The 24,827-nt window shown below is 64.4% G+C and carries 18 protein-coding genes and 1 riboswitch; of the genes, 6 read left to right on the forward strand and 12 right to left on the reverse strand.

Translation table 11 applies throughout. From position 1 onward, the window contains the following. Positions 1-215: 215 nt before the first annotated feature. The 6 genes from ABXS05_RS10815 to mobA all read right to left on the reverse strand — a co-directional run bounded on the left by ABXS05_RS10815 (position 216) and on the right by mobA (position 7,158). Complete coding sequence (locus ABXS05_RS10815) at positions 216-848, reverse strand: thiamine ABC transporter ATP-binding protein (RefSeq protein ID WP_367623910.1); 633 nt, start codon at positions 846-848, stop codon at positions 216-218. Continuing rightward, positions 832-2,388: an ABC transporter permease subunit gene (locus tag ABXS05_RS10820; protein ID WP_367623911.1), complete on the reverse strand. Its 1,557-nt coding sequence runs from the start codon at positions 2,386-2,388 to the stop codon at positions 832-834. Before ABXS05_RS10820 ends, ABXS05_RS10815 begins: the two co-directional genes overlap by 17 nt. 210 nt (positions 2,389-2,598) lie before the next feature. Continuing rightward, positions 2,599-3,612: a thiamine ABC transporter substrate binding subunit gene (gene thiB / locus ABXS05_RS10825; protein ID WP_367623912.1), complete on the reverse strand. Its 1,014-nt coding sequence runs from the start codon at positions 3,610-3,612 to the stop codon at positions 2,599-2,601. Positions 3,613-3,665: 53 nt separating this feature from the next. Next, a riboswitch (TPP riboswitch) is annotated at positions 3,666-3,778 on the reverse strand. A gap of 133 nt (positions 3,779-3,911) precedes the next feature. Next, entirely contained in the window at positions 3,912-4,574 is a 663-nt protein-coding gene (locus ABXS05_RS10830) for an HAD family hydrolase (protein ID WP_367623913.1), read from the reverse strand. A 15-nt stretch (positions 4,575-4,589) separates the two neighbouring features. Next, positions 4,590-6,335, reverse strand: coding sequence for an ABC transporter ATP-binding protein (locus ABXS05_RS10835; protein ID WP_367623914.1), 1,746 nt, complete (start codon positions 6,333-6,335; stop codon positions 4,590-4,592). A 226-nt stretch (positions 6,336-6,561) separates the two neighbouring features. Then, positions 6,562-7,158, reverse strand: a complete 597-nt coding sequence (gene mobA, locus ABXS05_RS10840) for a molybdenum cofactor guanylyltransferase MobA (RefSeq protein ID WP_367624304.1) — start codon at positions 7,156-7,158, stop codon at positions 6,562-6,564. A gap of 232 nt (positions 7,159-7,390) precedes the next feature. On the opposite strand from mobA, the gene ABXS05_RS10845 reads away from it, so the two are divergent. The 3 genes from ABXS05_RS10845 to ABXS05_RS10855 all read left to right on the forward strand — a co-directional run bounded on the left by ABXS05_RS10845 (position 7,391) and on the right by ABXS05_RS10855 (position 8,990). After that, the gene (locus tag ABXS05_RS10845; RefSeq protein ID WP_367623915.1) at positions 7,391-7,657 is read left to right on the forward strand and encodes a sulfurtransferase TusA family protein; all 267 of its coding nucleotides are present in this window, start codon (positions 7,391-7,393) and stop codon (positions 7,655-7,657) included. Beyond that, on the forward strand, positions 7,657-8,175 hold the full coding sequence (gene mobB, locus ABXS05_RS10850; RefSeq protein ID WP_367624305.1) for a molybdopterin-guanine dinucleotide biosynthesis protein B: 519 nt from the start codon (positions 7,657-7,659) through the stop codon (positions 8,173-8,175). Before ABXS05_RS10845 ends, mobB begins: the two co-directional genes overlap by 1 nt. A gap of 62 nt (positions 8,176-8,237) precedes the next feature. After that, positions 8,238-8,990 carry an SDR family oxidoreductase gene (locus ABXS05_RS10855; RefSeq protein WP_367623916.1) on the forward strand — a complete coding sequence of 251 codons (753 nt, stop codon included), beginning with the start codon at positions 8,238-8,240 and terminating at the stop codon, positions 8,988-8,990. A 182-nt stretch (positions 8,991-9,172) separates the two neighbouring features. Here ABXS05_RS10855 and ABXS05_RS10860 read toward each other — a convergent pair whose 3' ends face one another. The 6 genes from ABXS05_RS10860 to ABXS05_RS10885 form a co-directional block, all read right to left on the reverse strand. Continuing rightward, positions 9,173-13,477 (reverse strand): translocation/assembly module TamB domain-containing protein, encoded by a 4,305-nt coding sequence (locus ABXS05_RS10860; RefSeq protein ID WP_367623917.1) that lies wholly within the window; start codon positions 13,475-13,477, stop codon positions 9,173-9,175. Then, positions 13,477-15,462 (reverse strand): autotransporter assembly complex protein TamA, encoded by a 1,986-nt coding sequence (locus tag ABXS05_RS10865; RefSeq protein WP_367623918.1) that lies wholly within the window; start codon positions 15,460-15,462, stop codon positions 13,477-13,479. Before ABXS05_RS10865 ends, ABXS05_RS10860 begins: the two co-directional genes overlap by 1 nt. 473 nt (positions 15,463-15,935) lie before the next feature. Then, positions 15,936-17,033, reverse strand: a complete 1,098-nt coding sequence (locus ABXS05_RS10870) for a TRAP transporter substrate-binding protein (RefSeq protein ID WP_367623919.1) — start codon at positions 17,031-17,033, stop codon at positions 15,936-15,938. Between the two features lie 98 nt (positions 17,034-17,131). Next, positions 17,132-18,028, reverse strand: coding sequence for a glycosyltransferase family 2 protein (locus ABXS05_RS10875; RefSeq protein ID WP_367623920.1), 897 nt, complete (start codon positions 18,026-18,028; stop codon positions 17,132-17,134). 60 nt (positions 18,029-18,088) lie between these two features. Next, positions 18,089-20,005, reverse strand: a complete 1,917-nt coding sequence (locus tag ABXS05_RS10880; protein WP_367623921.1) for an ABCB family ABC transporter ATP-binding protein/permease — start codon at positions 20,003-20,005, stop codon at positions 18,089-18,091. 251 nt (positions 20,006-20,256) lie between these two features. After that, the gene (locus ABXS05_RS10885) at positions 20,257-21,984 is read right to left on the reverse strand and encodes a LysM peptidoglycan-binding domain-containing protein (RefSeq protein WP_367623922.1); all 1,728 of its coding nucleotides are present in this window, start codon (positions 21,982-21,984) and stop codon (positions 20,257-20,259) included. A gap of 361 nt (positions 21,985-22,345) precedes the next feature. On the opposite strand from ABXS05_RS10885, the gene ABXS05_RS10890 reads away from it, so the two are divergent. The 3 genes from ABXS05_RS10890 to ABXS05_RS10900 all read left to right on the forward strand — a co-directional run bounded on the left by ABXS05_RS10890 (position 22,346) and on the right by ABXS05_RS10900 (position 24,825). Continuing rightward, entirely contained in the window at positions 22,346-23,476 is a 1,131-nt protein-coding gene (locus ABXS05_RS10890) for a COG3904 family protein (protein WP_367623923.1), read from the forward strand. Positions 23,477-23,531: 55 nt separating this feature from the next. After that, a complete protein-coding gene (locus tag ABXS05_RS10895; RefSeq protein WP_367623924.1) occupies positions 23,532-24,134 on the forward strand; it encodes an LOG family protein in 603 nt (200 codons plus the stop codon). Positions 24,135-24,240: 106 nt separating this feature from the next. Beyond that, complete coding sequence (locus tag ABXS05_RS10900) at positions 24,241-24,825, forward strand: YceI family protein (RefSeq protein WP_367623925.1); 585 nt, start codon at positions 24,241-24,243, stop codon at positions 24,823-24,825. The last annotated feature ends 2 nt before the right edge of the window (positions 24,826-24,827 follow it).

A 24,827-nucleotide genomic window follows, 5' to 3' on the forward strand; every position in this document is an offset into this window, starting at 1 on the left:
CCGGGTTTCTTCAACATGACCCACTGAATCAAAAACTGCTGACTAACGCTACTGGTTTGTCAGCAGTCTGCGCGGACTTCCAGTCCGCTTTTCCTTGTCGGCGAAGGCACGGCACCCTGGAGGATCGATCTCCGCAGTTCCATCAATTGAGGGAGCAGATCGACCATCTCGGAAACGTGTCGCACGAGGGGATCGCCCCTCCGTGTTGCCTCGCCTCAGCCCACGACCCGTCCATCTGCAACCGTGATGACCTGATCGGCCCTGCCCTCGACATCTTCGGGCGTATGCGTGGTCATCAGCACGGTCAGGTTCTTCTCGCGACGCAGCGTATCGATGAGATCGATCATGTCGGCCCGCATGGTGGGATCGAGCCCTGTCAGCGGCTCGTCGAGCAGCAGCAGCGGGCGCGTGGTCAGCATGGCACGCGCGAGCGCGACGCGCTGGCGTTGGCCACCGGAGAGCTCTGAAGGCAGGCGCGCTTCCATGCCGGCCAGATCGACATGGTCGAGCATCGCCGAGATGGCCTGGCGATCGGCCGCCGAGAGCCGAAGGGAGGGTGACAGGGCGAGACCGGCGTTCTGCAGGGCCGTGAGATTGGGCAGGAGATTATGGTCCTGGAAGACGATGGCCACCGGCCTGTCAGCCGGCTTCAGCGGCAGGAGATCGATCCCCAGGAAGCTGAGCCTGCCGCTTGCCGGCTTTTCGAAACCGGCAATGGCGTGCAGCAAGGTGGACTTGCCGCCGCCGGAAGGACCGACCATGGCCGCTAGCGCACCGCGCGGAACCGTGAGGTCGTAGCGCCCGGTCCAGTCGTCGATGATGATGGTGAGATTATCCACGACGAGCATGCCGGCCTCCAAACCGCCCAGCCACCAGGAACAGCACGAGCACGAGACCGGCAAGCAGCGCGGCAATGCCGTCCGCCTCGGCGACACGATAGGAGCCGAGCTTGGCGTAGAGCAAGGCCGGCAGTGTCACCAGGCTCTGCGAGCCGAACAGGGCCACCACGCCGAGATCGCCGAGCGAGAGCGCCATGGCAAGGGCGAAACCGGCCGCCGCCGAGGGGACCAGCAAAGGCCACTCGACCAGACGCAACCGCGCCCAGCCGGTCAGGCCGAGATTGTCGGCCAGTCGGCCATACCGCTCCTCAGCCAGAGCCATGGGCGGATCGACGAGCCGGTGCACGAAAGGCAGAGCCATCATCGCATTGACCAGGATGAGAGCCGGCATCGCCACGAAATCGGTCGCGCCCAAGGCACGGGCGATCACGTAGAGACCCGCCGCGAAAGCCAATGGCGGAGCGGCCAGTGTGAGCAAGGGCCCCGCGGCCATCAGACGGGCGAGACGGGGCCAGCCCTGCTTTGTCAGCGACAGGCGCGAACGCGACAGCAGGAGGGCAGCGGCCAGCGACAGCAAGGCAGCCGCCAATGCAACCACCAGACTGGTCACGAGGGCTCGGGGCACCTGCGGATCGATGCCAGCCATCAGCGTGCGGCCCGCGTGAATGACCGCCAGCAAGGGTGGCAGCAGCAGAAGCAGCGCAAAGCCGATGACCAGTGCATCGGCCAACTGCAGCCAGCCAGCTTCGCGATCGGGCCGTTCCAGCCTGCGTCCGACACTCGCCGCTTCCGGCGGGCGCACCAGCAACGGCGCGGCAAGCGTCGCCAGCAGTGCCATGGCGGCGATCTGCAGCAAGGCCAGCACCGCGGCCCGGGCAAAATCGGCATCGGAATGGATGGCCTGGTAGATTGCAACCTCGAACGTGGCACTCCCCGGCCCGCCTCCGAGCGTAAGGGGAATGGCGAAGGACGTCGCGCAGGCGATGAAGATCAGGAGCGCGAGCGCCGGCAGGTCCCGCCTCAGCACCGGCCAGTCGATGCGGCGAAAGATGGTAGCCGGAGGCATGCCGAGCGAGGCTGCCAGCCGCCAATGCTCGCCCGGCACCGCCTCCAGCGCCGCAAGGAACACCCGGCTCGCGAAGGCACCGTTGAAGAACACATGCACCATCAGGATGCCGGTGAGCCCGTAGAGCGAGATGGCCGGCAGGCCGATGGCACCCAGCACGGTGTTGGCGATGCCGGCCCTACCGTAGATGCCGGCAAAGGCGAACACGGCGACGATCGAGGGCAACGCCGCTGCAACGCCGAACAGGGCCAGCAGCAGCCGACGTCCGGGAAATTGCCGCCGGGCCAGCGCCAAGGCCACGAGCGCCCCGAACGAGAGCGACAGCAGAGTGGAGAGCAGCGCCTGATAGACGGTGAAACCGGCGATCGAGACGAGATAGCCGACATTGCCCTGCCAGGCGTCGCCGCCAGCCGCGAGAAACAGGCTGGCGAGCGCGGCGAGCACGAGTGCGGCAAGGCCGCCGAGGAGAATCAGGCCGGGCATTCAGATTGAAGCATCTTTACCCTCCCCTGGAGGGGGAGGGTCGGCCTGAAAGGCCGGGGTGGGGTGACTCTTTGCAAAATATTTCAGCTTTGGCCGAGGGAAGACGATTTGGAAGGGCCAGTGCATCCCACCCCCACCCCGACACTTCGTGTCGACCCTCCCCCTCCAGGGGAGGGTAAAGGACCAGCGTCGAGCTTCACCTGCCCTTCCTCACTTCGCCATGGCGGCCAGCCATTCGTCGATCCAGGCCTTGCGGTTCTCGGCAAGCTTGGCCGGATCCGCCATCAGGGCCTTGGCGGGCACGGCAACGGCCTTGAAGCTCTCCGGCAGGCCGGCAGCGGGCGTCCTGGCCGGATACATCCAATTGGTCTCGGGCAGGACGGACTGGGCCTCGTCGGAGATGAGGAAGGTGAGGAACTGGCGCCCGAGTTCCTGCTGCTTTGAACTCGCCGTCACCCCGGCGACCTCGACCTGGGTCTGATGGCCTTCCGGGAACATCGCCGCCTTGTAGTTGGTCTTCTTCTCGGCACCGATATGGTAGGCGGGCGAGGTCGAATAGGAGAGCACCATGTCGGCCTCGCCCTTCAGGAAGAGCCCATAGGCTTCCGACCAGCCCGAAGTGACCGTGACGATGCGGGGCTTCAAGGATTTCCAGGCGTCGGAGGCCTTGTCGCCATACACGGCCTTCATCCATGCGAGCAGGCCAAGGCCCGGCGTGGAGGTGCGCGGATCCTCGATCACCAGCTTGGGACCGTTCTTGTCGTCGACGAGATCCTTCAGGCTGGCGGGCGGGGTCTTGAGCTTGTCGCTGTCATAGACGAAGGCGAAATAGCCCCAGTCATAGGGAATGAAGGTCTTGTTGGTCCAAGGCTCGGGCAGAGAGAGCTTCTCGGCTGCCACGCCATGCGGCGCGAACAGGCCTGATTTCTCCGCCTCTCCCATCAGATTGTCGTCGAGCCCGACGACGACGTCGGCCTTGGTCGAGGCCCCTTCGAGCTTGAGCTTGGCGAAGAGGGCGCCACCATCATCGGCGGTGACATAGGTCAGCTTGCAGTTGCACTTGGCCTCGAAGGCGGTTTGCAGCGGCTTGCCGGGGCCATATTCGCCGGAGAAGCTCTCATAAGTGTAGACGGTGAGCACCGGCTTGTCGTCGGCCGAGGCCGTTGTGGCGACGGTGGCCAGTGCGAGAGCGGCGAGCAGTTTCCTCAGCATAGCGTCCTCCATGTCGAAAACGGTTCGATACGGATGACGGCGGTGAAGAAAATTGAGGTGAAGCTGAAAGCTTCGAAGCTCATCCCTCCGCCGGCACGACCCGGATCAGGTTCGATGGGTTAGACGTAGCTTGCGGCCATCGTCTTCTCAGCCCTTGCGGGCACCCCATGAGACAATTCTCGTGTTAGCGCTTTCCCGGCACGAGGGAAAGTCCGTTTCATCGCGGCAGCCGCCCTCTGCCGACGACAGGCCAAGACTTGGGGCCTCACCCAGCATCCGCGCCATGACGGAGCTGGGTCACCGGCCTGCGATCAGGCGATACCGAGCCGAGCTGCGGCGAAAGGTCGGAGGCGCGAATCCGTATAGTCGGGAATCGCCAGTTCCACGCCGGCCGCCAGCAGCGCCTCCTCGCTCATGCTGGTGGCAAGACCGATCACGGCAAGGCCCGCTGCCTTGCCAGCCGTGATGCCCGAGCGCGAATCCTCGAAGGCCAGGCTGGAAGCGGCCCGTCCGTACAGGCGCTCCAGGCCGACAAGGTAAGGATCTGGATGGGGCTTGGGATTGGCAACCTCAGCGCCGATCACCACGGTCGGAAAGCGTTCCACCAGGCCCAGATTGACCAGCTGATGCTCTGCATTGTCCCGCGGTGCATTGGTGACCACGCCGACCGGCACCCCGTTCTGCTCCAGCCAGTCGAGGAAATCCGTCAGTCCCTTCGCCGGCTTCAGCCCCACGAAGAGGCTGCGGAACATCGCCTCCTTGTCGTCGACGAGCTTGAGGGCGGCATCTTCGTCGAGATCCTTCAGGAAGTTCCTGGCAAGCAGGCTGTTGGGCTGGCCCATGATCTCGGAGACATAGGTGTCGAGGGAAAGCTCGATCCCGTGCGGCGCCACCATCTCGCGCCAGGCCTCGTAATGCAGGTGATCGGCATCGACCAAAGTGCCGTCGAGATCGAAGAGAGCAACGGATTTCACGAAACAAAACCTTCTTCAGAGAGGCAGGAGCTGGGGCTCGTCGCGGAACTGCACGGCATGGAGGGCGGCATAGCGCCCTGCCCTGGCGAGCAGCGCCTCATGGCTGCCCTCCTCCACCAGCCGGCCGCCGTCGATCACGCAGATCTTGTCGGCTTCCTGGATGGTCTGCAGCCGGTGGGCGATTACCACGACGGTGCGGCCGGCGCAGAGATCGTCGAGGGCATTCTGCACCGCCTGTTCGGATTGCGAGTCCAATGCGGCCGTGGCCTCGTCCAGGAGAATGATCGAGGCATCACGCAGGATGGCACGCGCGATCGCGATGCGGGCACGCTGCCCGCCGGAAAGCTGCAGGCCGCGCTCACCGACCTCGGTGTCGTATTCCCGGTCGAAATCCACGATGAAGTCATGGGCATAGGCGGCTTTGGCCGCCGCCTCGATCGCCTCCTGGGAGGCACCCGGCCGGCCAAAGGCGATGTTCTCCCGGATGGTGCCGGCGAACAGGAAGACGTCCTGGCCGACATAGGCCATGGCACTGCGGAGGCTGGCGACGGAAACCGACGCGATGTCCTGCCCGTCGATTTCGATCGCGCCGGAGCCCGGCTCATAAAAGCGCAGGATCAGGTTGAGCACGGTCGACTTGCCGCTGCCGGACGGACCGACCAGAGCGGTCGTCTTGCCGGCCTCGGCGACCAGGGAGAGATCCTGCAAGACCGGCTCGTCCGGCTTGTAGCCGAAGCTCACCTGATCGAAGGCGATATGGCCACCTCTGTTGACGAAGGCGGGCTTCTTGCTCTCGCCTGCCCCTTCGCGCGCCGGCTGATCGATGATGTCGTAAAACATGCTCACGCCGGCAACGGCGGCGTTCAGGTCGACATTGACGCGAGCGAGTGCCTTGGACGGCGCATAGGCGGTGAGGAAGGCGAACAGGAAAGAGATCAACTCGTCGACTGTGAGCTGGCCGGCGGTGATACGCCAACCGCCATAGATGATGACCGCCGCAACGGCAAAACCGGCCATCGTCTCCATGATCGGGCCCGAACGATTGCCGAGCCCCGCCATCTTGTTGGCGGCTGCCTGGGCCTCGGCCACGCCGGCTGCCATGCGGGCCCGCATGGCCTGCTCCATGCCGAAGGACTTGACCACCCGGATCCCTTGCGAGGTTTCCTGAATGATTCCGGTGATCTGCGCGGTGCTCTGATATTGGCGCTTCACCACACGCCGGATCCGCTTGGTGATGTAGCGGATGCCGAGCACGGCAGGCGGCATCACCACGAGGGCAGACAAGGCCAATAGCGGATCACGCATGATCATCACGGCGATCAGTGCACCGACCTGCAGCACGTTGGAGACCGAGGTGACCAGAAGATTGGAGGCGATGCGCGAGGAATTGGCCACGAAAGTATTCGAGGCCACCATTTCGGTGGAATGGCGCGCGGTGAAATAGGCCATGTCCTGCTTCACGACATGATCGAACAGCCGCTGCTGCACGCTGGCGATGATGGAGTTGCCGATGCGGGCGAGCACGGTGTCCTTGGTATAGGCAGCCGCGCCGCGAACCAGGAAGACCACGACGACCAGCAGGGCAAAGCCTGTGATCTGCCCCATGCTCTGCTTGTCCCACATGGCGCGAATGACCGGTCCGATCAGCCAGGCCACCAGCCCGCCCATGGACGCTTCGATCGCGCCGGCAGCAATCGCCACGCCATAGGCGCGGGTGTGCTTGCTTCCTTCATCGGAGAACAGGCGCCGCAGCAACGGCATGGCGCGGACTGTGTTCTGAGCCTCTGTGGAAATGGTGGCAACTCCTGGAGCAGCGCAGGTTCTTGCCAAACCCCCGCTGCACTCCGACCTTGGTTTCAACGCGCCTCTGCGTTTCCCGGGATGCCCCGTCGGTCGCAAAAAGCTCTGGCAATCGCCGCGCTTCTATCACCGGCGCGGAATTAAGGCCAGATGGCGGCACTAGCGCGCGATGGGACGACTTCCGCAGTCAGGCCGCCGGGAAACGGGCGAGGAGCGCCTCCGCCTCAGCCATTCCGGCGGAATCGTTGACATTGGCGAAGGGATCGAAGGGCTCGGCCGGCCACGTCACTTCCGCGAAATCGTGACGGCGAAGAATGGCCTCCACCCGGCGCTGATCCTCCTCGACCAGGGCCTTCCGCAGGGCACTACGCAGATGAACGGGCCAGAGCGCCGCCGTCGGATGGCGCCGGCCGGCGGAGACTGCGACGGCGCCCCTTCCTGCCTGTGTCCCGGTCCGCAGCCTGGCCACCAGATCCGCCGGCAGGAAGGGCGCATCGCAAGGTACCACCGCCACGTCGTCAAAACCGGCCTGCGCCGCATGGTCGAGACCGGCGAGCACACCGGCCAGCGGCCCCGGGAAATCCGGCACGTTGTCCGGCAGAATGGGAAGAGCCAGCGCCTCGAATCGTCCGGCATCCCCGTTGGCATTGAGAAAGAGGGCGCCGACCTGCGGACGCAGGCGCATGACGATGCGCTCGAGGATCGTCCGCCCGCCCAGCAAGGACAGCCCCTTGTCGCCGCCGCCCATGCGACGCGACAGGCCGCCGGCAAGGATCAGCCCCATGACGGCGTTGCCTGTCTTCTGCTCGTTCTGGTTCAACGACACTGCCTCGCCTTTCCGAGATCGATGGCGGCTGAAGGTCGCCGTGCCGCCGCTCGAGATGTTCCATGCCAACGGCATGTCGAGCAAGCCCATAGGGACTTTTCCGGGATTTCTTCAACCCCGACAGGGCGGAGATGCGTCGCGACGACGCACAATGGTTGAATGGCAGGCTCCGGCTCGCTAGAGCGGTGATATGTCCGCTCATCCCTCCTCCCCGTCGGCGACCGCCCCGGCCCTGCGCATCGATCTGCGTGGCCTCAAATGCCCGCTGCCCGTGCTGCGCGCACAAAAGGAGCTGGCCCGTCTTTCGCCCGGCGATCGCCTCATCCTCGAATGCACCGATCCAATGGCCGCGATCGACCTGCCCAACCTGGCGCGCGAAACCGGCGACATCTATGAAGGACGCAGCGAGGATCAGGGCTTCACGGCGCATCACATCCGCAAGGGGCCGACGCCATGATGCGGCTTATGGGTCTGTCGGGCTGGAGCGGCGCCGGCAAGACAACTCTGATTGCCGCGTTGATTCCGGCTTTGCTCCAGCGCGGCCTGACGGTATCGACCATCAAGCACGCCCACCACGCCTTCGATGTCGACAAGCCTGGCAAGGACTCCTACATCCACCGTGAATCGGGCGCCCGGGAAGTGCTGGTCGCCTCGGCCCATCGTTTCGCGCTGATGCATGAGCTGCGCGGCGCTTCCGAGCCGCCTCTTACCGAACTCCTCCGGCGATTGTCGCCGGTCGACCTCGTCATCGTCGAAGGGTTCAAGAGCGATCCGCATCCCAAGATCGAGGTGCATCGCACCGCGACCGACAAGGATTACATCTATCCCGGCGATCCCTATATTCGCGCCATCGCCACGGACGCACCCGGCCCCTTCCCGATGCCGCGCTTCGAGCTCGACGACATCGACGGGATTGCCGAATGGGTGATCCGCGAGGCAGTTCCCATCGAACCGGGAGATGTCTCCCCTCTCTGAACGATCAGATCACGTCCATCCCCTTGAGCCAGCCAAGGCCGATCACAAGCCGGGAGTTTTCCATGTCGCAGCGCCCTCTCCTTCTCGTCACCGGCGGAAGCCGCGGCATCGGAGCCGCCGTCTCACTCAAGGCTGCCCAAGCCGGCTACAACCTCGTCATCAACTACCGCAGCGACCATGCCGCGGCCGAGGCTGTGGCGGAAGCTGCCCGGCATGCGGGTGCGCGGGTACTGCTCCGTGCCGGCGACATGGCCAAGGAAGACGACATCGCGGCCCTGTTCGCGGCCGTCGACGATTTCGGCAGGCTGACGCATCTGGTCAACAATGCCGGCATCACCGGCAAGTCCGGACGGCTCGCCGACACCGATCCCGCCGTCATACGCGAGACGATCGACGTCAACGTCACCGGCGCCATCCTGGTGGCTCGCGAGGCGGTCAAACGGCTTTCGACCCGGCTGGGCGGCCTGGGCGGGGCGATCGTCAACATGTCGTCCGCCGCGGCGACCTTGGGCTCGCCGGACGAATATGTCTGGTATGCCGCATCCAAGGCCGCAATCGACGGATTGACCTACGGCCTCGCCCGCGAGCTCGCCACCGAGGGCGTGCGTGTCAATGCCATCCAGCCCGGCATGGTCGACACCGAGATCCATGCCCGCAGCACGGGCGACGCCGGACGCGTGGAACGCATCAGGCCGAGCATTCCGATGCAGCGTATCGGCGCCGCCGATGAAATTGCCGATGCAACGCTCTATCTGTTGTCGGCGGCTGCGAGTTACGTCACCGGCTCGATCCTGCGCGTTGCAGGCGGCCGCTAAGGCATGGGCTGGCAACAACTGGAACGCCGCCTTTATCATGCCCGGGCTTGATCCGGGCACCCAGCGTTCCCGTTTTTGGACATCTGCGAAGGTGAACTGGATTGCCGGGTCAAGCCCGGCAACGACAAAGGTCGAGCCAGTTCGATTCGTTTACTGACGAATCCTGACGCGAACGCCGCTCCTCAATATTCGCGTTCGTAGTAGATGCCGCCCTTCGAGCCGTCGGTGCCGGCCTGGCCGCGCAGCTTGAGGTTCCTGGTGACGTCGAGATTGATGGTGGCGTCGGTCTGGCCGCCGACGCCGGAGGTCACGCCCAGATAGATCTTGTCGCCGATATAGGTGCCGGCCTGCACGGCGGCATTGCCGCTGGAATCGGTGACCACGCCGAGATTGTCGAGGCCTGTCGACTTGCGGATACTGTCGAGCAGGCCGGGACCTGAGGGACCGCCGGCGAGCTGGGCCACGGCCGTGGCAAGCTGGGCGAGCTGCAGCGGCGACAGGTCCTGGATGCTGCGACCGAACAGGAAGCGCGCCATCACCTCGTCCTGCGGCAACTGGGGCACCGAGGAGAGCACGATCTGCGGATCGGAGGCCCGCCCCGTCACGCGCACCGTCACCGTGATCGAGCTGTTGCGGGTGGAGGCGACGAAATCGATGTTGGGATCGAGATCGCCGACCAGGGTCACCTTGCCCGAGTCGAACACGATGTGCTGGCCGATGACGTCAAGCGAGCCGCGCCGCATCTCCAGGAAGCCCACCGGGGATATGTTGGCGACCGAACCCTTCAGCGCCATCTGGCCACCGAGTTCGGCATCGATGCCACGGCCACGCACGAAGATGCGGGCGGGTGCATCGATGGTCAGGTCGAGCACCACATTGGGGCCGGAACTGGCCTTGCCCTTCTTGGGCTTGCCGGCCGCGGCGGTATCCTTCGCCTTTGCCAGGGTCCGACTTACTTCACGCGGCGGCTTGAGGTGCTTGACGCCGAGCATGGCGGCATTTGCGGCAAAGCGCTCGGGAATGGTGATCTCGGCACGCTGGATCTCGATACGACCACCGATGACCGGCCTGACCATCAGCGGGCCGCGTATCGTGATGTCGCTGGAGACGATCGCCGTCGCCAGATTGCCGTCGGTGAGCTTGGCGTTGCGCGTGGTGATCTTCAGGTCGGCAGCGAAATCCGGCTTCAAGCCGACCGAACCGCTGACACCGATCGAACCGCCGCCCTGGGTGGTCGCGCTGAACTGGGTAATGGTTGCCCGGTCGCGATCGAAGCGGATGGTGCTGCCGATCCCCGTCAGCTTCATGCCCGTTTCGGGATCGGTCACCGTGCCGCCTGATATAACGGCCTGGCCGGATACGGCCGGCGCGGCGATCGAGCCGCCGGCCTTGGCGTTGAGGGTGAGTGTGCCGGTGGCGCGGCCGCCGCGATCACGCAGGGCGCCATTGGCCAGAGCGAGCGGCGCCGACGCCTGCACGTCGACGGAAAGGCCGGCCCCCTGCAAGGGCACGTGACCGCGCGCGGTGACCGACAGGCCCCCCGCTCCCGTCAGGCTGGCGCTGCCAATGGTGACGGCCTTGCCCGCATAGCGGCCATTGGCGGCGAGCTGCAGGGCCGGAATGCCGAAGCCCTTCGCGGCGGCGACACCGAGGCCGCTGCCCTTCACGTCGAACTCCGCCACTGGATCGGCGGGCTTGCCGGAAAGCTTCACATTGGCCGACAGCGTGCCCGTGGCGCCGAGACCGGGCGAAGCGATATTGGCCAGAGACAGTGGCAGCTGGCCGACGACGATATTCATCGCCAGCGTCTCGCCGACCTTACCGTCGACGGACACGACGCCGCCCTGCCCGATCCTGAGCACGGCCTTGGGGATGGTGACCCCGCTCTTGCGGCTGGCGATGGTGACGGGTGACTGAAGGGAGGCGGAGATGCCCTGCTGCGAAACGTCGAGCTTGTCGAGCCGGGCGTCGAGCCCATCGCCCGCCGGCTTCACCGCGCCTGCGAGCGCGAGCTTGCCCTTCGGCATGGTGCCCTGAAGCTGGAAGGCGGTGGCGTTCTCGCCCTCCGGCTTGGCGCTGGCCTGCAGCTGGCTGAGGATGAAGGAGCCGGCCTGGACATTGGCGGCGTTGGCTGTGCCGGCGAGTGCCGGAACACCCGTGAGATCCCGCCCGGTCAGATCGATGGTGGCGGAGCCGATGCTATTGGCCTCGACCTTGAGCGCCTTGGCCTGCGCCTTGATGGCCGCATTCTGCTTGTTGCCGTCGACGGACAGGCCAATATTGGCGGTCAGCGAACCGGAAGCCTTCATCAGCAGCAGCGGCGCGATCGCGGCCATGTCCGGGATCGCCGCATTGAGCTGGCCACTGGCACGCCCGTTCGGGGTGACGGCAAGGTCGCCGGCAAGCTGGGCAGCTCCCGCGCTGGCATTGAGGCCATTGATCTGATGGGTACCGTCGGCCAGCGTGGCGATGGTCGCACCCGCTTTCACCGGCATGCGGTCGAGCTGGCCGGACAGCGAGAATACGCCGTTGACGGCGGGGCCGGCGACACTGCCGGTGAAATTGGCCTTGCCGTCGCTGAACGGCTTGCCCTGCAGCACCAGCTTGGGTGCGACGAGATCGGCGACGACGTCGGGCTTTTCGGCGCTGCCCTTCAGGCTGGCATTGACCTCGACGGCGCCGGAAGCGTTACCCGTCACCAGCTTGATGTCGGCAAGGCTGGCCGTGGCCTTGAAATCCATCGCCTTGGCGCCATAAAGGCCATCGGCCGAGGCATTGAACTGCTGGTTGCCCAGGGTGATCTTGTCGAAATGCAGGCCTTCGGCGTCGCGTCTGACGCCGCCCTTGAGATCGGTCGCTCCCTTGAGCACGGCATCGAGGCGCGGATCGCCGAGCACGATGTCGCTGGCCTTGCCTTCGAAGGTCAAAGCGAGACCGCCGCCCGCGAGAGCGACGTCGCCCTTGGCGGTCAGATCGGCCTTGCCGCGCAATTCGCGTCCCGCAAGGCCGGAAAACACCGAGATATCGGGCGTGGCCAGCGAGTAGATGCCGCTCATCTTGGTGCCGACGAGCCCGGTGAAGCCGGCCTGGAAGGCGTTTGCGGCAAGGCGCACGCCGTCGACGACCACAGGCTGCCCCGCCTGCCACTTGCCGGCTGCGGTGAGACCGAGGCTGTTGCCGAGCGCCTTGGCAAGCCCGGCATCGGACGAACTGAGCTTGTCGCCCCGCCCGTCGACCTTGAAGGTGAGGCTCCGCTTTTGTGGATCGGCGAGGTTCTGGGCGTCACCCCCGGCCTTGATGGTGGCGCTCTCGGCAGCAACCGTCCCGGCAACCAGCTTCTGCAGGTCGAAATTCGCGGTCCAGCCGCCATCGCCGAACTGGGCCGCCAGCGTCATTCCCCTGATGCGGGCATTGCCTCCCGGCAACAGGATGTCGTGGCCGTCCTCGGCACCGAACTTGCCGTCCAACTTGAGCTTGGTCGGAAAGGCATCGGGCGATAGCGTACCCGCGAGGGCAAGGTCCAGCACGCCGGATTTGACGGTCGCATGCTTGAGTTCATAGCCACCGCCCGCAACCTGGCCGCCCTCGATCGAGAGGGCCGACTGGCCCCGGACGAAATCCGCATAGGCCGGATCGACCAGCCGTTCCAGATTGCCCCCGAGATCGGCCTTGAAGGTAACGCCATTCCCCCCCTGGGCAAGCGTCGTCTTGCCGCCGAACAGTTTGTTGCCGTCGGCCGAAAGGGCGATATCGGCGGCGAAATTGTCGAGGGGGCCGGAACCGACGATGGTGAAGCCGAGCGGCGGCGAGCCGGGCACCTTCAGCATGCTGCTCAGGAAGCCGCCATGCGGTTCCTGCAGCGAAAGATTGAGGCCCAATTGCTTGGTGGCATTGTCGAAATCGGCGGTGAAGGTGAGATCGCCACCGGCCGGCTGCGTACGCTTGATCAGCAATTCCGAATGCAGCTTGCCGTCCGCCAGCAGGGCATTGCCGCCGACGTCGAACACCGTATCCTCTCCGGCGAGGGCCGCGGAGAGCTTGACCACGGGCACGGCGAGCTTGCCGAGTTTCACCGAAACCGGCAGTTCGGGCAGGGAGAAGCCGCCCTCGCTGGCGGCCGGCTGCACGCCCTGGGGCGGATTGGGCTTGCGGGTGATCTCGATCGAACCCGCTTCGAGAAGGTCGACATCGAGCTTCTTGCTCATCAGGGCAAGCCGGCTCCAGACCAGATGGGCGTCCTTGATGGTCAGCCACACGCCTTGCCGGTCGGCGATGGTGATGGAGGAGATCCTCACATCGGACGACAGGGCGCCATCGATCTGGCCAAGCGAAATCTTCTGGTCCGGTGTCGAGATGGTGTCCTCGACATAGGTGATGAACCACGACTTCTCGTTGGCGTCATCGGCGCGCGCCGGCGCGAGCGCCTTGAGACCGAGGGGAACGGCCACCACCGCGACGGCAGTGAAGAGAACGATCCGGCGCCGCATCAGAAGCTTTCTCCCAATCCGATATAAAGGGCGAAAGGCGGTGTGTTCTTCTTCTTGACCTTACCATCCTCGATGACGAAGCCCTTGACGGGCGTGAGCCCCCTGGCGATGTCCACGCGGATCGCTCCGAGGCTGGTATAGTAGCGCAGACCGACACCGGCACCAATCTTCATGTCCTCGTCGAAAGAAGGATAGGAGGTCGAGAAGGCGCTGCCCGCATCGACGAAGGGCACGATGCCGATACTGTCGGTGACCTTGATGCGCATTTCGAGCGAGCCCTCCAGCAAGGAGCGGCCGCCCACGACGAAGCCATTGTCGAGCTTGGGACCGAGGCTGCGGAAATTATAGCCGCGCACCGAGCCACCGCCGCCCGCATAGAACATGCGATCGCCCGGCAATTCGTTGGCCGGCGCCCCGACGATGGAGCCAACCGCAACCCGGCCGGCCAGGACATAGCGCCCCATCGCATCGAAGGAGAAATAGGCCGAACCGTCGATGCGCGTCACCGCGCCGAAATTGCCGAACTTGGCCTCGTAGAATGGCTCGAGCGTTCCCTTCAGGCGATAGCCGCGCGTCGGCTCGAGCTTGTCGTCGGTGGTGTCATAGGCGAGTTCGCCAGGCAGGCTGAACAGCAGGAGATTGCGCTTGCCGTAGAAATCTTCGACCTGGTCGTATTCGCCGTTGATCGCAATCTTGCCGGTCAACCGTTCGGAGAACTCGTGGGCAAGCCCGACGCGGGCACGGAACGTATTCTGGGAATAGGGATCATATACCTCTCGCTTGGCCAGCAACTGCGCGGTGAGGTCGGTGAAGGGGTCGAAGATCCCCGGCTTCACGAAGGTGACGCCGCCCGAATAGGTGAACTTGGTCGGGTCGGTCGAATCGACGCCCGCGACCGTTGCATCGAAACGCAGGCGCTCGGCCTCGCCGAACAGGTTGCGATGCTCCCAATAGCCATTGAGGCCGATGCCGTCGGTGGTGGAATATTCAGCGCCGGCACCGAAAACATGCAGCGGGCGTTCCGACACGGTGACCATCAGCGGCATGGTGCTGTCGGCCGCAATCGCATCGCCCTCCACGATGCTGGTGGTCGAGAACACCTGTAGGCGCTGCAGGCGCCGCTTGGCGAGCTCGATCTCGGCCGGATCATACTGATCGCCGGGCCGGAGCCCGGTCTGGCGCGCCACGAAAGCCGGATTCATGTCCTTGGTGCCGTCGACGGTCATGCGCCCATAATGGGCCAAGCGCCCCGGTTCGACCGCCAGTGTGACATCGAGCCGGTTGTTGACGTGATCGGCGGTGATGACGCGCGGCAGGGCCTTGGCCTTGGGATAGCCCTGGCGCCGCCAGGCATCGATCATCGCCTGTTCCGCCGACAGCACGATGTCCGAATTGGCCTGATGCCCTGGCTCGAGGCCGAGACGCTCGGGCGTCTTGGTCTTGGGAATGTCGTCGATCGGGCTGTGCGGCGCCCGATTCTCCATCCTGATCCGGCCGAAAGTGAAGACCGGGCCAGGATTGACGTTGATCACCACCGGAACCGGATGCGGCAAGGTGGCATCGATGGGAATATCCTCGAGCTTGCGCCCATTGACCATGATCGAGATGGAGGCGCCATAGCGCGCATTGGCATAGAGCGTGCCGAGAATGCGATCATATTCGGTCCGCGCCTTGGAGAGGAAGGCGGGCGTGCTCGGCGGCGGCGTCTCATCCTTACCGCTATAGAGGGAGGATGCGCCCTCGACCGCCGACTTGATCGTCTTGTCCCCGCCCGCGATCACCACTTCGATCTTGTAGGTCTGGGCATCGGGTGAGACCGGCTTCTCGTCCGATCCGAAGAAATTATAGCCAAAGAGCTTGAAGGCTGCGGCAGGCTGAGGCTTTGCCCCGGCAATGAGCGCTGCGACAGCCACTGACAGGGCCAACCCCTTGGCCAGACGCTGCCGCGCCGGCATCAGGCGTTCGAGCCTGCTGAGCCCCCTCATCGCTTGTCGATCGCCCCACGCCATAGACCAGCGCCCCCACTGAACCCCTATACGAGGGCGCCGCCCCGGAGCCGAACCTTACGCCAAACAACCTCCGCCAATCAACCCACCACCGTATATCATCATGAATAAACGGTTAACCACGCAATCAATCCTATCACCTCAATAAACTGATCCACCGAAGCATTCGATAAAGTTTGAACATTCCGCATATTCTTAAATAGGGAATTCCCATGAAGTGACGCATATTTGCATTCAAAGGTAATCGGCTGGCGTTTTTCTACAAGTCAACGATCGAAAACTTCGAAGCGACGTTGCCATTGGATAAGAAAATAACTTTACGTCATACCAATCGTATACAAATGGTAAAAAACATCGCTACACGGCAAACCCGCCCCTCGAGCTCCAAGCTCCGGCCCAAAACACAGGCAAGAATTGTCCGGTCGGCGCACACCGACAGGACAAGGACGCAATCAGCTGCCTTTGGGATAGTCGTAGGTGAGCAGGCGCATATTGGCGTAACCTTGGTCGCCGATACGGGTCCACAGCAGGGTCTGCTGGCGGAAGCCGAAATAAGAGGCGGCGAGGCGGCGCATGAATTCGTCGCCATTTTCGATGATTTCGCTGAGAACCTGCCCGCTGGCCGTTCCGAAGGCCTGAAACACCTCGTCGGGGAACTGCTTGAGAACGACGCCCTGCTGCGTCACCGCCTGGGCGATCGCTGCGGGCGCTCGGGCGCCGTATTCGGCCAGGGAGCGGGCATTCTCCTCGGCGCATGCAACCTCGATCGCCACTTTGTGGGTGGCCGGCAAGTCGTCGAACCTGGCACGGTTGACCTGGAGCTGCAGCGCCGCACAAGGCTCCTGGAAGCCAGGCCAATAGCAGAACTTGGCGGCATTCTGGAAACCGAAGCTGAGATCGTTGACCGGTCCCATGAACTCCGCCGCATCCAATTCGTCGGCCTGGAGTCTGGGCAGGATCTGGGAGCCGGGCATCAGCATCTGCTGAACGCCGAGCCTGGCGAGGGCCTGACCGGCCAGGCCGCCGATGCGGAAACGCAGGCCCTTGAGATCGGCGACGCCGTTGATCTCCCGGCGGAACCAGCCACCCAGGCGCGCGCCGGTATTGCCGGCCGCAAAGGCCTTGATGCCGAACTGCCCACCCAGTTCGTCCCATAGCGCCCTGCCCCCGCCGGCATAGAGCCAGGCATCGAACTCCTGGGCGATCAGGCCGAAGGGAATGGCCGAAAAGAAAGCGAAGGCCGGCGATTTGGAAAGATAATAGGCCGACATGTCATGCGACATCTCCACCTCGCCGGACATCACGGCCGCCATGTTCTGGTCCCCCGGCACCAATTCGCCGGCCGCGTAGAGCTTGATGGTAAGCTGGCCCTGGGTGAGCACGCCGATCCGATCGGCCAGGCGCTGAGCGCCGGTGCCCGCTCCCGGCAGGCCCTTCGGCCAGGCCGTCGCCATCCGCCATTCGATCAGGTTCTGCGCCAGCGCGGGAGCGGCAAGCATGGTGGCGCCGGCGGCGGCAGCTCCAGCGAGAAAACGACGTCGGGTCGACATGAAGAGGGATCCTGTAACGCAAGACTATGCACCCAGCCGGGTGAATAAGCAGCCTACAAGATGAACCGGGGCTGAACTGAGGCCGGGACCGCCCTTCCCTATGCCTCCATGCGCCGAAGGAAGGCCTGTCGCGCCTTCTCGCTCCAGCCCAGAAGATCGGCCAATTCGGCCTCTTCATAGCGGGCTTCGGCATGCACCGGATCACCCCAGCCATTCCGCCGCCGATAGGCGGCCAAGGCCGCCATCTCAGCCAGGAACGACTGGCGGCGCCGATGGGTCCGATGGACGTTGCCGGGGTGAGCACGATAGTGCAGGAGAACCTCGGGGTGGTTGCCCAGCATGCCGACCTCGCCGAGGCGAAACCACAAATCGACATCCTCGGCATGATCGAAGGCAGGCCGATACCCGCCGACGCTCAGGACCGCCTCGCGCCGCAATATGGTGGTCGGATGGGCCAGGCTTGGACGGGAATGCAGGATCTGTGGATCGGTTTCGACCTTCGACGGCGGACCGGCGATGTTTCCTCCCGCATCGATCATCCTGAGGGCACTGCCGGCGGCCAGAATTTCGGGATGAGCAGCCATGAACGCGACCTGGCGCGCGAGTCTTTCGGGCAAAGAGATGTCGTCCGAATCCATGCGAACCACCAGATCGCAGCGCGCTTGCGCGATGCCGTGGTTCAGGCTGGCGGAAACACCCCGATTGACCTCATTGCGGAACAGCCGGATGCGCACATCCAGCCCGCGATACCATTCGAGGAAGGCGGAGGTGCCGTCCGTCGAGCCGTCGTCCACGATGACGAGTTCGAAATCGGCCAGCGTCTGGCTCAATATGCTGTCGATCGCCTCAGCGCAGTAGCGCACCCGGTTGTGGACCGGCATCACCACGCTGACCAGGGGCCGCGCGGCCGGAGCCGGCACCATGGCTGCGGACGTCGGGAAGGGCTGGCGAACGGTAGCCTGCGGGAAGGGTGGCTGACGCTTCCTGCCCGTCATGGAGCCTCCACACCGACCAAGCCGGTTGCTCATAGCACGAAAACGGGACTTCCGTACCGCTTATCCGGCCAGAGCGTCGCGGTAATCGGCCGCCGGCGAGGCATCGTCCTGGGTGCGCTGGAGCTTCTCGCGAGCCTCGTCGGCTTCGCGCTGGCGGTTCCACATGCCGGCATAGACGCCGCCGAATGCCAGCAATTCCTCATGATTGCCCCGCTCGACGATCACGCCTTTGTCGAGCACGATGATCTCGTCGGCATTCACCACCGTCGAAAGACGATGAGCGATCACCAAGGTGGTGCGGTTCTCCGAGATGCGCTCGAGCGCTGCCTGGATCTCCATCTCGGTGTAGCTGTCGAGGGCCGAGGTCGCCTCGTCCAGCACCAGCACCGGAGGCCCCTTGAGGATGGTGCGTGCGATAGCGACACGCTGCTTCTCGCCGCCCGACAGCTTGAGGCCGCGCTCGCCGACTTCGGTCTCATAGCCCTTGGGCATGCGGCGGATGAAGGTATCGATCTGGGCGAGGCGAGCAGCCTCTTCCACTTCCGCGTCGGTGGCGTCCCAACGGCCGTAACGGATGTTGTAGCGGATGGTGTCGTTGAACAGCACGGTGTCCTGCGGCACCATGCCGATAGCCGCGCGCAGCGATTTCTGGGTGACCTCGCGCACATCCTGCCCGTCGATCATGACGCGCCCGCCATTGACGTCGTAGAAGCGGAAGAGCAGGCGCGAGATGGTCGATTTGCCGGCGCCGGAGGGACCGACGATCGCCACCGTCCTGCCAGCCGGCACGTCGAAGGACAGCCCCTGCAGGATGGGGCGATCGGGGTCGTAGTTGAACACCACGTTCTCGAAGGTCACCCGCCCCTCACGGACATCGAGCGCCGGCGCCCCAGGCCGATCCTTCACCTCGGCATCCTTGTCGAGCAGTTCGAACATGGTCTCGATGTCGGTGATGCCCTGCTTGATCTCGCGATAGGCAAAGCCGAGGAAGTTCAGCGGCGTGGCGAGCTGCAGCCACATCACGTTGAGCAAGGCGATGTCGCCGACGGTGTTGACGCCGTGATAGACGCCCAGGCCCGCCAGCAGCAGCGAGGCCAGCATGCCCGCCATGAAGATGATACCCTGGCCGATATTGAGCCAGGTCAGGGTGATATAGGTCCGGATCGCCGACTTCTCGTAGGACGCCATGGCGCGGTCGTAGCGTGCCAGTTCACGGTCCTCGTTGGAGAAATATTTGACCGTCTCGTAGTTGAGCAGGCTGTCGATCGCCTTCTGGTTGGCATCGGTGTCGGAATCGTTCATCTCGCGGCGGATGCTGATCCGCCATTCGGTCGCCTTGACGGTGAACCAGACATAGACCGCCGTGGTGACGAGCACGATCAGCGCATAGCGCCAGTCGAATTGCAGCACCAGCATGACCAGGTAGAGCGCCAGCTCCACGATGGTCGGCAGGATGTTGATGGTGGCGAAGCGGACGATGTTCTCGATGCCGGTGCGCCCGCGATCGATCACCCGCGACAGCCCGCCAGTCTTGCGCTCGAGATGATAGCGCAGGCTGAGATTGTGAATGTGCTCGAAGGTCTCGATCGCCAGCCGCCGCACCGCGTACATGAACACGGCGGCGAACAGCCCATCCTTCCATTGCGAGATCGCCGTCATCAGGATGCGCGCAACGCCATAGGCCACAAGCATGGTGAGGGGTACACCGGCCAGCAGCACCGCGAGCGTATGGCCCGTGAGCTCACGACCGCCGCCGACGGCTGCCAGACCGTCGGTTGCCCATTTGAGCGTGTAGGGCACGACCAGGGTGATGAGCTTGGTCAGCAGCAGGAGCACGAAGGCCCACACCACCCGCATGCGCAGATCCGCACGGTCCTGTGGCCACATATAGGGCCACAAATGCTTCATGGTCTGGAGAAAGGCGCCCTGGTCTGCGCTGACGCGCTTGGGGGCGGCGGAAGGGTCGGCGGAGGGCATCAACGGTCTTTCGGCCGGCGAGCGGAGAGCGCCGGCATCAGGGGTTTTCCAAAGCGTTTTGCGATTTGACGGAATCGCCTCGAATCGCAAAGACGCGTCGAAACAAAGAGTCGGAGCAAAAAGCGTTCAGGCCTGAAGGCGCTTTGCTCTCGATGACGCTGCGTAGTTAGGTCTGGAACGCCGTGACCGCAAGCGTCTTGCGACGAAATCTCATTTTGCTGCCCCGTGCCGGGGCCCGCGGCCCGCCCTGCTCAGGGAGTTTTCTTGTCCGGCATGACGAAGATCTGACCCGGATAAATCAGATTGGGATTGCGGATCTGATCGGTATTGGCGTCGTAGATCCAGGTATAGCGGATGCCCTGGCCATAGACCTTGCGTGAGATCCGCCAAAGATTGTCGCCCTGCACGATCGTCGTGGTGCGGATCTCCGGGATCACCGCCACCGAGGGCGGCGGCGAAGGTTGGGCCGGCTTGGCCTCGCTGGTCTGCACCGGCTCCGTGGCGGGCGTCGCTGGGTTGGAGGCGGATGGCGTCGTGGCGGATCTCGGTACCACGACATTGCCGGAGGCCGGCGGTGCGGCTTCCGCCTGCGCCGGGGACGAGGCAGCTCCCGTGCCCCCTGCCCCCTGCGTGCCGGGCTCCGTTGCCGGGGAGGCCCCCTGGGCGGGTACGGAAGCCGCCGCCGGCTGCGTCCTGCTGCCAGGAGCCGTTTCGCCAGGGAGCGACTTACCCGGGGACGGCGTGGCAGCACCGGGCACGGCGGTCGACGGCGTGGTCGCCGGCTGGGTCGGTGTCGCGGCCGGCTCTCCGCTGCGGCTGCCCCCCGAACGCGACGGTGTGGCGATCGCCGCCACCACGGCCGGAGCCGAGGCGGTAGGCGCCTTGTCGACCATGGTGAAGGGTACCTCGGCCCGCGTCATCACCTGCCCGTTGGCAGCTGCGACATCGTCGACACGCACCCGATAATTGCCCGGCTGCATGCCTTTCTCGATGGTCATGCCGAAGGTCCCGTCCTTGGCCGCGGTCACGCCCGTCACCAAGGTATCGTTGAGATAGATACGCAGGGCAGCCCCCGGCTCGGCGCGGCCCGTCACGAAGAAGCGGCCTATCTCGTCCGCTTCGACGGTCCGGATCGAGACATTGGCCCGCGACGCTGCCTTGTCCGCATCGGCAGAGGCGCTTGCCGCTGCCGGCGTTGCCGGCTGCTCGGGTGCCTTGCCTGGCGGCTGCGCCGCATCGGTCAGAACCTTGGAGGGTTGGTCGGGCGTGTTGAGGACGACCACCACCTCTTCGCCCGGCTTTTCGGGAACGCGCACGGAGAGGGTCTGCTCGGACAAGGTCACCTTGCCGTCCGGCGATGTGGTGCGCAGGGTCAGCTCGCAGGGGCCCTTCGGCAAGGCCGGCGGCGTGATCGCCCAAGTTCCATTGATGTCGGCGACCACGCGGGCATAAGGATTGCCGTTGCGCAGCAATTCCACCGTGGCGCCGGAAGCGGCCCGGCCGGCGATCACCGCGCTGCCGGCCGGCTCGATGCGGGCAATGTCGAAGGTCGGGGCAATCTGCCCCTTGGCCGCATCCGGCTTCGGTGCCTCGGGCTTGGGAGATTGAGGTTTCGGCGGTTGGGCTTGGGCGGCTTCGGTTTTGCCTGCCTCGGGCTGCGCCACCTCCGTCTTTCCAGCCTCGGGCTTGGCGGCCTGGGTGCCCGCGGCCGGGACTTTCGCGGCTTCGGTCTTGGCGGCGTCAGGCTTCGTGGCCTCCGGAGCGCTCGCACCCGGCTTGCCGGCCGCCTGATCGCCGCTCGACGCCGGCCTCTGTGCCTTGTCGGCAGGAGGATTGGCAGCCACCACCGAATTTGTATCGCCGACGGCCGGCGACGGCGACCGGGCAGGCTCGCGCACCAGCACGCTGTAAAGCGTACCGACGCTGACAACGCTCGCGGCTCCGACTATTCCAGCCAGACTCTTCCAGCCCACTGCCATCATCTACTCCCGATGCAAGAACGCGCATCGTTTCATCCAATTTTACTTATCCGCTTCGCCTGCAAGACGAAAGGCCACGCCGCCAAGATGTCGGGCAAACAAAGTATCGCGCCGGTTTATTTCACCTGCAACCGTATCATATCCGGCGCGTGCCGGTATCGCCCGACTGCAGCGCCATTGCCGCAGAATTGTGATGAAATTCGAGGAACGCACGATATTCTTCGTCGGACGGGCTTGATCGGAAGGTTCCATGAAACGAGCGGCGCTGTTTGTATCTGCTCTTTGCCTGACACTTCTTTTTGGAATCCTACCATCGCAAGCCGGCCAAACAGAGGCTGGTACAGGTCCCAAAGGCTCGCCCATGCGCATTTTCATCGTGCGCAACGCAGCAGTGGATTGTGAACCCGATTGTGCGGAATGGATTTCCGCAGAAGGCGACATCACCGCCGCGACGCCGGCACTGCTGCGCAAGGTTCTGAAAGCCGCCGGCGGCAGGAAGCTGCCTTTCATCCTCACCTCGCCCGGCGGAGACGTCGCCGCCGGTTACGCCATGGGACGTCTGATTCGCCGCGCAGGCCTGGAGGTCACCATCGGCCGGACCATGCTGGCTGCCTGCAAGCCGGGTGAGAAAAACTGCACGGCCTCGATCACGAAAGGCCGCCGCGGCTTCGCCAACAATGCGGGCGCCTTTTGCAATTCGGCCTGTGTGTTCGTGCTGGCAGGCGGCGTCGCGCGCCACGTCTTCTGGATGACCCCGGTCGGTGTGCATCAATTCGCCAGTTCGCGGACCCTGACACGCTGGCGCCAGACCACTCTGAACGGGCGCGTCATCCGGCGGGAGATTCTGTCGGTCAACCGGATCAAGGTAAAGACGACACAGGCGCAATATGATCAGGCTGCCCGCTTTTTCGACGAAATGGGCATCGATCCCAGTATCAACGAGCTGGTTCAGCTTGCGAGCAACAGCAATATCCACGTCATGAGCCGTCCCGAACTTCTAGCAACGAAAATCATCACTGACGGCCAGGATGCGAGAGGGCAGGTTCTCAAGCACCAGGCGGCACTGTTTACTCAAAAGAATGCCGAGCGCGTCGCAGCCTTTACCGCGACTGCCGCCGACGTGCCGGCGGGTCTCTACGATGGCAACGCGATCATCTCGCATGTCGAGTTGCGCCAAGCGCCGAATGTCGCCGGCGTCCAAGCCAGCGTCATGCCGACGACCGGCGGCGGTCCCGTGCCGACCGCCAATCTGATCGCGATCCTTCAAATCGGCGACGTACTGGCCTTCTCGAATCTGTCGAGGAATGTTTCCGGCCCTGCCCTGACAATCACCCTCGATCCCGTCGCTTTCTGCACGCTCGCCGAAAGGCGTTCGCTGAAACTCGCAATTGGCCCGAAAGAGAGCGGCCCTGTCAAAGCTGAGACCGTTACGGTCTCGACGGGACGTTTCCGCGATCTCGATCTCCTTCTCGCCAAAGTCTGCATCAAGTAAGGGGCTTCCGGCAAAGCAACTTGACCCACCCATGCCGCAGTGCGAAACCGGGGGCATGACAAAGCTTCGTTCGATTTGCGTCTATTGCGGCTCCAGCAATGGCACTCGCTCCGAATATGTCGCCGGCGCCGAGCGCCTGGGCCGGGACATGGCTGAAGGCGGCATTCGCCTCGTCTATGGCGGCGGCAATGTCGGCCTGATGGGCACGGTCGCCCGCGCCGTCATCGAGAATGGCGGCCAGGTCACCGGCATCATCCCGACCTTCCTGCAGCGGCGCGAGCGCATGCTCACCGAGGTCGAGGAACTCATCGTCACCAAGGACATGCATGAGCGCAAGCGCCTGATGTTCGAACGGGCGGACGCCTTCGTCGCCCTGCCCGGCGGCGTCGGCACGCTGGAGGAACTGGTCGAGCAGCTCACCTGGGCCCAGCTCGGCCAGCACAAGAAGCCGATCGTGCTGGTCAATATCGACGGCTTCTGGACACGGTTCCTCGACATTCTTGAACACATGCGCGAGGAGGGCTTCATTCGGCCCGAAACCGCGGTGGATGTGCTGGTGGCCAACACACCCGAAGAGGTCGTGCCGATGGTCACGGCAGCGATCGAAAAGATCACGCGCGCCGAAATGGCGATGAGCGTCGCACCCGAGACGCTCTGAAGCCGCCTCCAGGGGTTGCGGTCGAACAGGGGCTGCGGTCGAATAGGATCGCGGCCTCGGGTGTTCATGCCACGGTGTTTTGCGATCGGGCGGCATGGACAATGCGATGAGGCAGTTTTTCCAGGCGAGCGCGGCGGCGCTGTTTTTCAGTACCTGCCTTTCGTCCCCTGTCCTGGCGGGCGACCTCTACGATCTCGACCCCGACCATACCCAGACGATCTTCCATATCGACCATCTCGGCTATTCCACCGTCACGGGCGGTTTCCGCCAGCTGAAGGGCGTGCTGACGCTGGACGAGGCACATCCCGAGCAAAGCCTGGTCGAGGCGACGCTCGAGGCCTCGAGCGTCGATACCGGCTTGCCCTCGCGCGACGAGGATCTTCGGTCGAGCGAGTTCTTCGACGTCGTCCACCATCAGACGATCACCTTCCGGACCACGAAGGTGAAGCGCCGTGGCCCGCGCAGCGCCGACCTCAGCGGTGAACTGACGCTGCTCGGGATCTCCAAACCGGTGACGCTGCGAACCACCTTCAACCGCGTGGCACCGGATCCGTTGCGCGGCAACCGCATGGTCGCCGGCTTCACGGCCACCACGACCATCCGGCGTTCGGATTTCGGCATGAAGGCCTTCATCCCCCTGATCGGCGACGTCGTGCGCATCGATATCAACGCCGAAGCGATCCGGCGCTGAAG

It is taken from the genome of Labrys neptuniae, assembly GCF_040797145.1.
Classification (GTDB): Bacteria; Pseudomonadota; Alphaproteobacteria; order Rhizobiales; family Labraceae; genus Labrys; species Labrys neptuniae.

Excerpts from the sequence above, each read along its gene's own strand:
- ABXS05_RS10815 (WP_367623910.1), bottom strand. The coding sequence starts at position 848 with ATGCTCGTCGTGGATAATCTCACCATCATCATCGACGACTGGACCGGG.
- ABXS05_RS10820 (WP_367623911.1), bottom strand. The coding sequence starts at position 2,388 with ATGCCCGGCCTGATTCTCCTCGGCGGCCTTGCCGCACTCGTGCTCGCC.
- thiB (WP_367623912.1), bottom strand. The coding sequence starts at position 3,612 with ATGGAGGACGCTATGCTGAGGAAACTGCTCGCCGCTCTCGCACTGGCC.
- ABXS05_RS10835 (WP_367623914.1), bottom strand. The coding sequence starts at position 6,335 with ATGCCGTTGCTGCGGCGCCTGTTCTCCGATGAAGGAAGCAAGCACACC.
- mobA (WP_367624304.1), bottom strand. The coding sequence starts at position 7,158 with ATGGGGCTGATCCTTGCCGGCGGCCTGTCGCGTCGCATGGGCGGCGGC.
- ABXS05_RS10845 (WP_367623915.1), top strand. The coding sequence starts at position 7,391 with ATGTCCGCTCATCCCTCCTCCCCGTCGGCGACCGCCCCGGCCCTGCGC.
- mobB (WP_367624305.1), top strand. The coding sequence starts at position 7,657 with ATGCGGCTTATGGGTCTGTCGGGCTGGAGCGGCGCCGGCAAGACAACT.
- ABXS05_RS10855 (WP_367623916.1), top strand. The coding sequence starts at position 8,238 with ATGTCGCAGCGCCCTCTCCTTCTCGTCACCGGCGGAAGCCGCGGCATC.
- ABXS05_RS10860 (WP_367623917.1), bottom strand. The coding sequence starts at position 13,477 with ATGCGGCGCCGGATCGTTCTCTTCACTGCCGTCGCGGTGGTGGCCGTT.
- ABXS05_RS10865 (WP_367623918.1), bottom strand. The coding sequence starts at position 15,462 with ATGAGGGGGCTCAGCAGGCTCGAACGCCTGATGCCGGCGCGGCAGCGT.
- ABXS05_RS10870 (WP_367623919.1), bottom strand. The coding sequence starts at position 17,033 with ATGTCGACCCGACGTCGTTTTCTCGCTGGAGCTGCCGCCGCCGGCGCC.
- ABXS05_RS10875 (WP_367623920.1), bottom strand. The coding sequence starts at position 18,028 with ATGACGGGCAGGAAGCGTCAGCCACCCTTCCCGCAGGCTACCGTTCGC.
- ABXS05_RS10880 (WP_367623921.1), bottom strand. The coding sequence starts at position 20,005 with ATGCCCTCCGCCGACCCTTCCGCCGCCCCCAAGCGCGTCAGCGCAGAC.
- ABXS05_RS10885 (WP_367623922.1), bottom strand. The coding sequence starts at position 21,984 with ATGGCAGTGGGCTGGAAGAGTCTGGCTGGAATAGTCGGAGCCGCGAGC.
- ABXS05_RS10890 (WP_367623923.1), top strand. The coding sequence starts at position 22,346 with ATGCGCATTTTCATCGTGCGCAACGCAGCAGTGGATTGTGAACCCGAT.
- ABXS05_RS10895 (WP_367623924.1), top strand. The coding sequence starts at position 23,532 with ATGACAAAGCTTCGTTCGATTTGCGTCTATTGCGGCTCCAGCAATGGC.
- ABXS05_RS10900 (WP_367623925.1), top strand. The coding sequence starts at position 24,241 with ATGAGGCAGTTTTTCCAGGCGAGCGCGGCGGCGCTGTTTTTCAGTACC.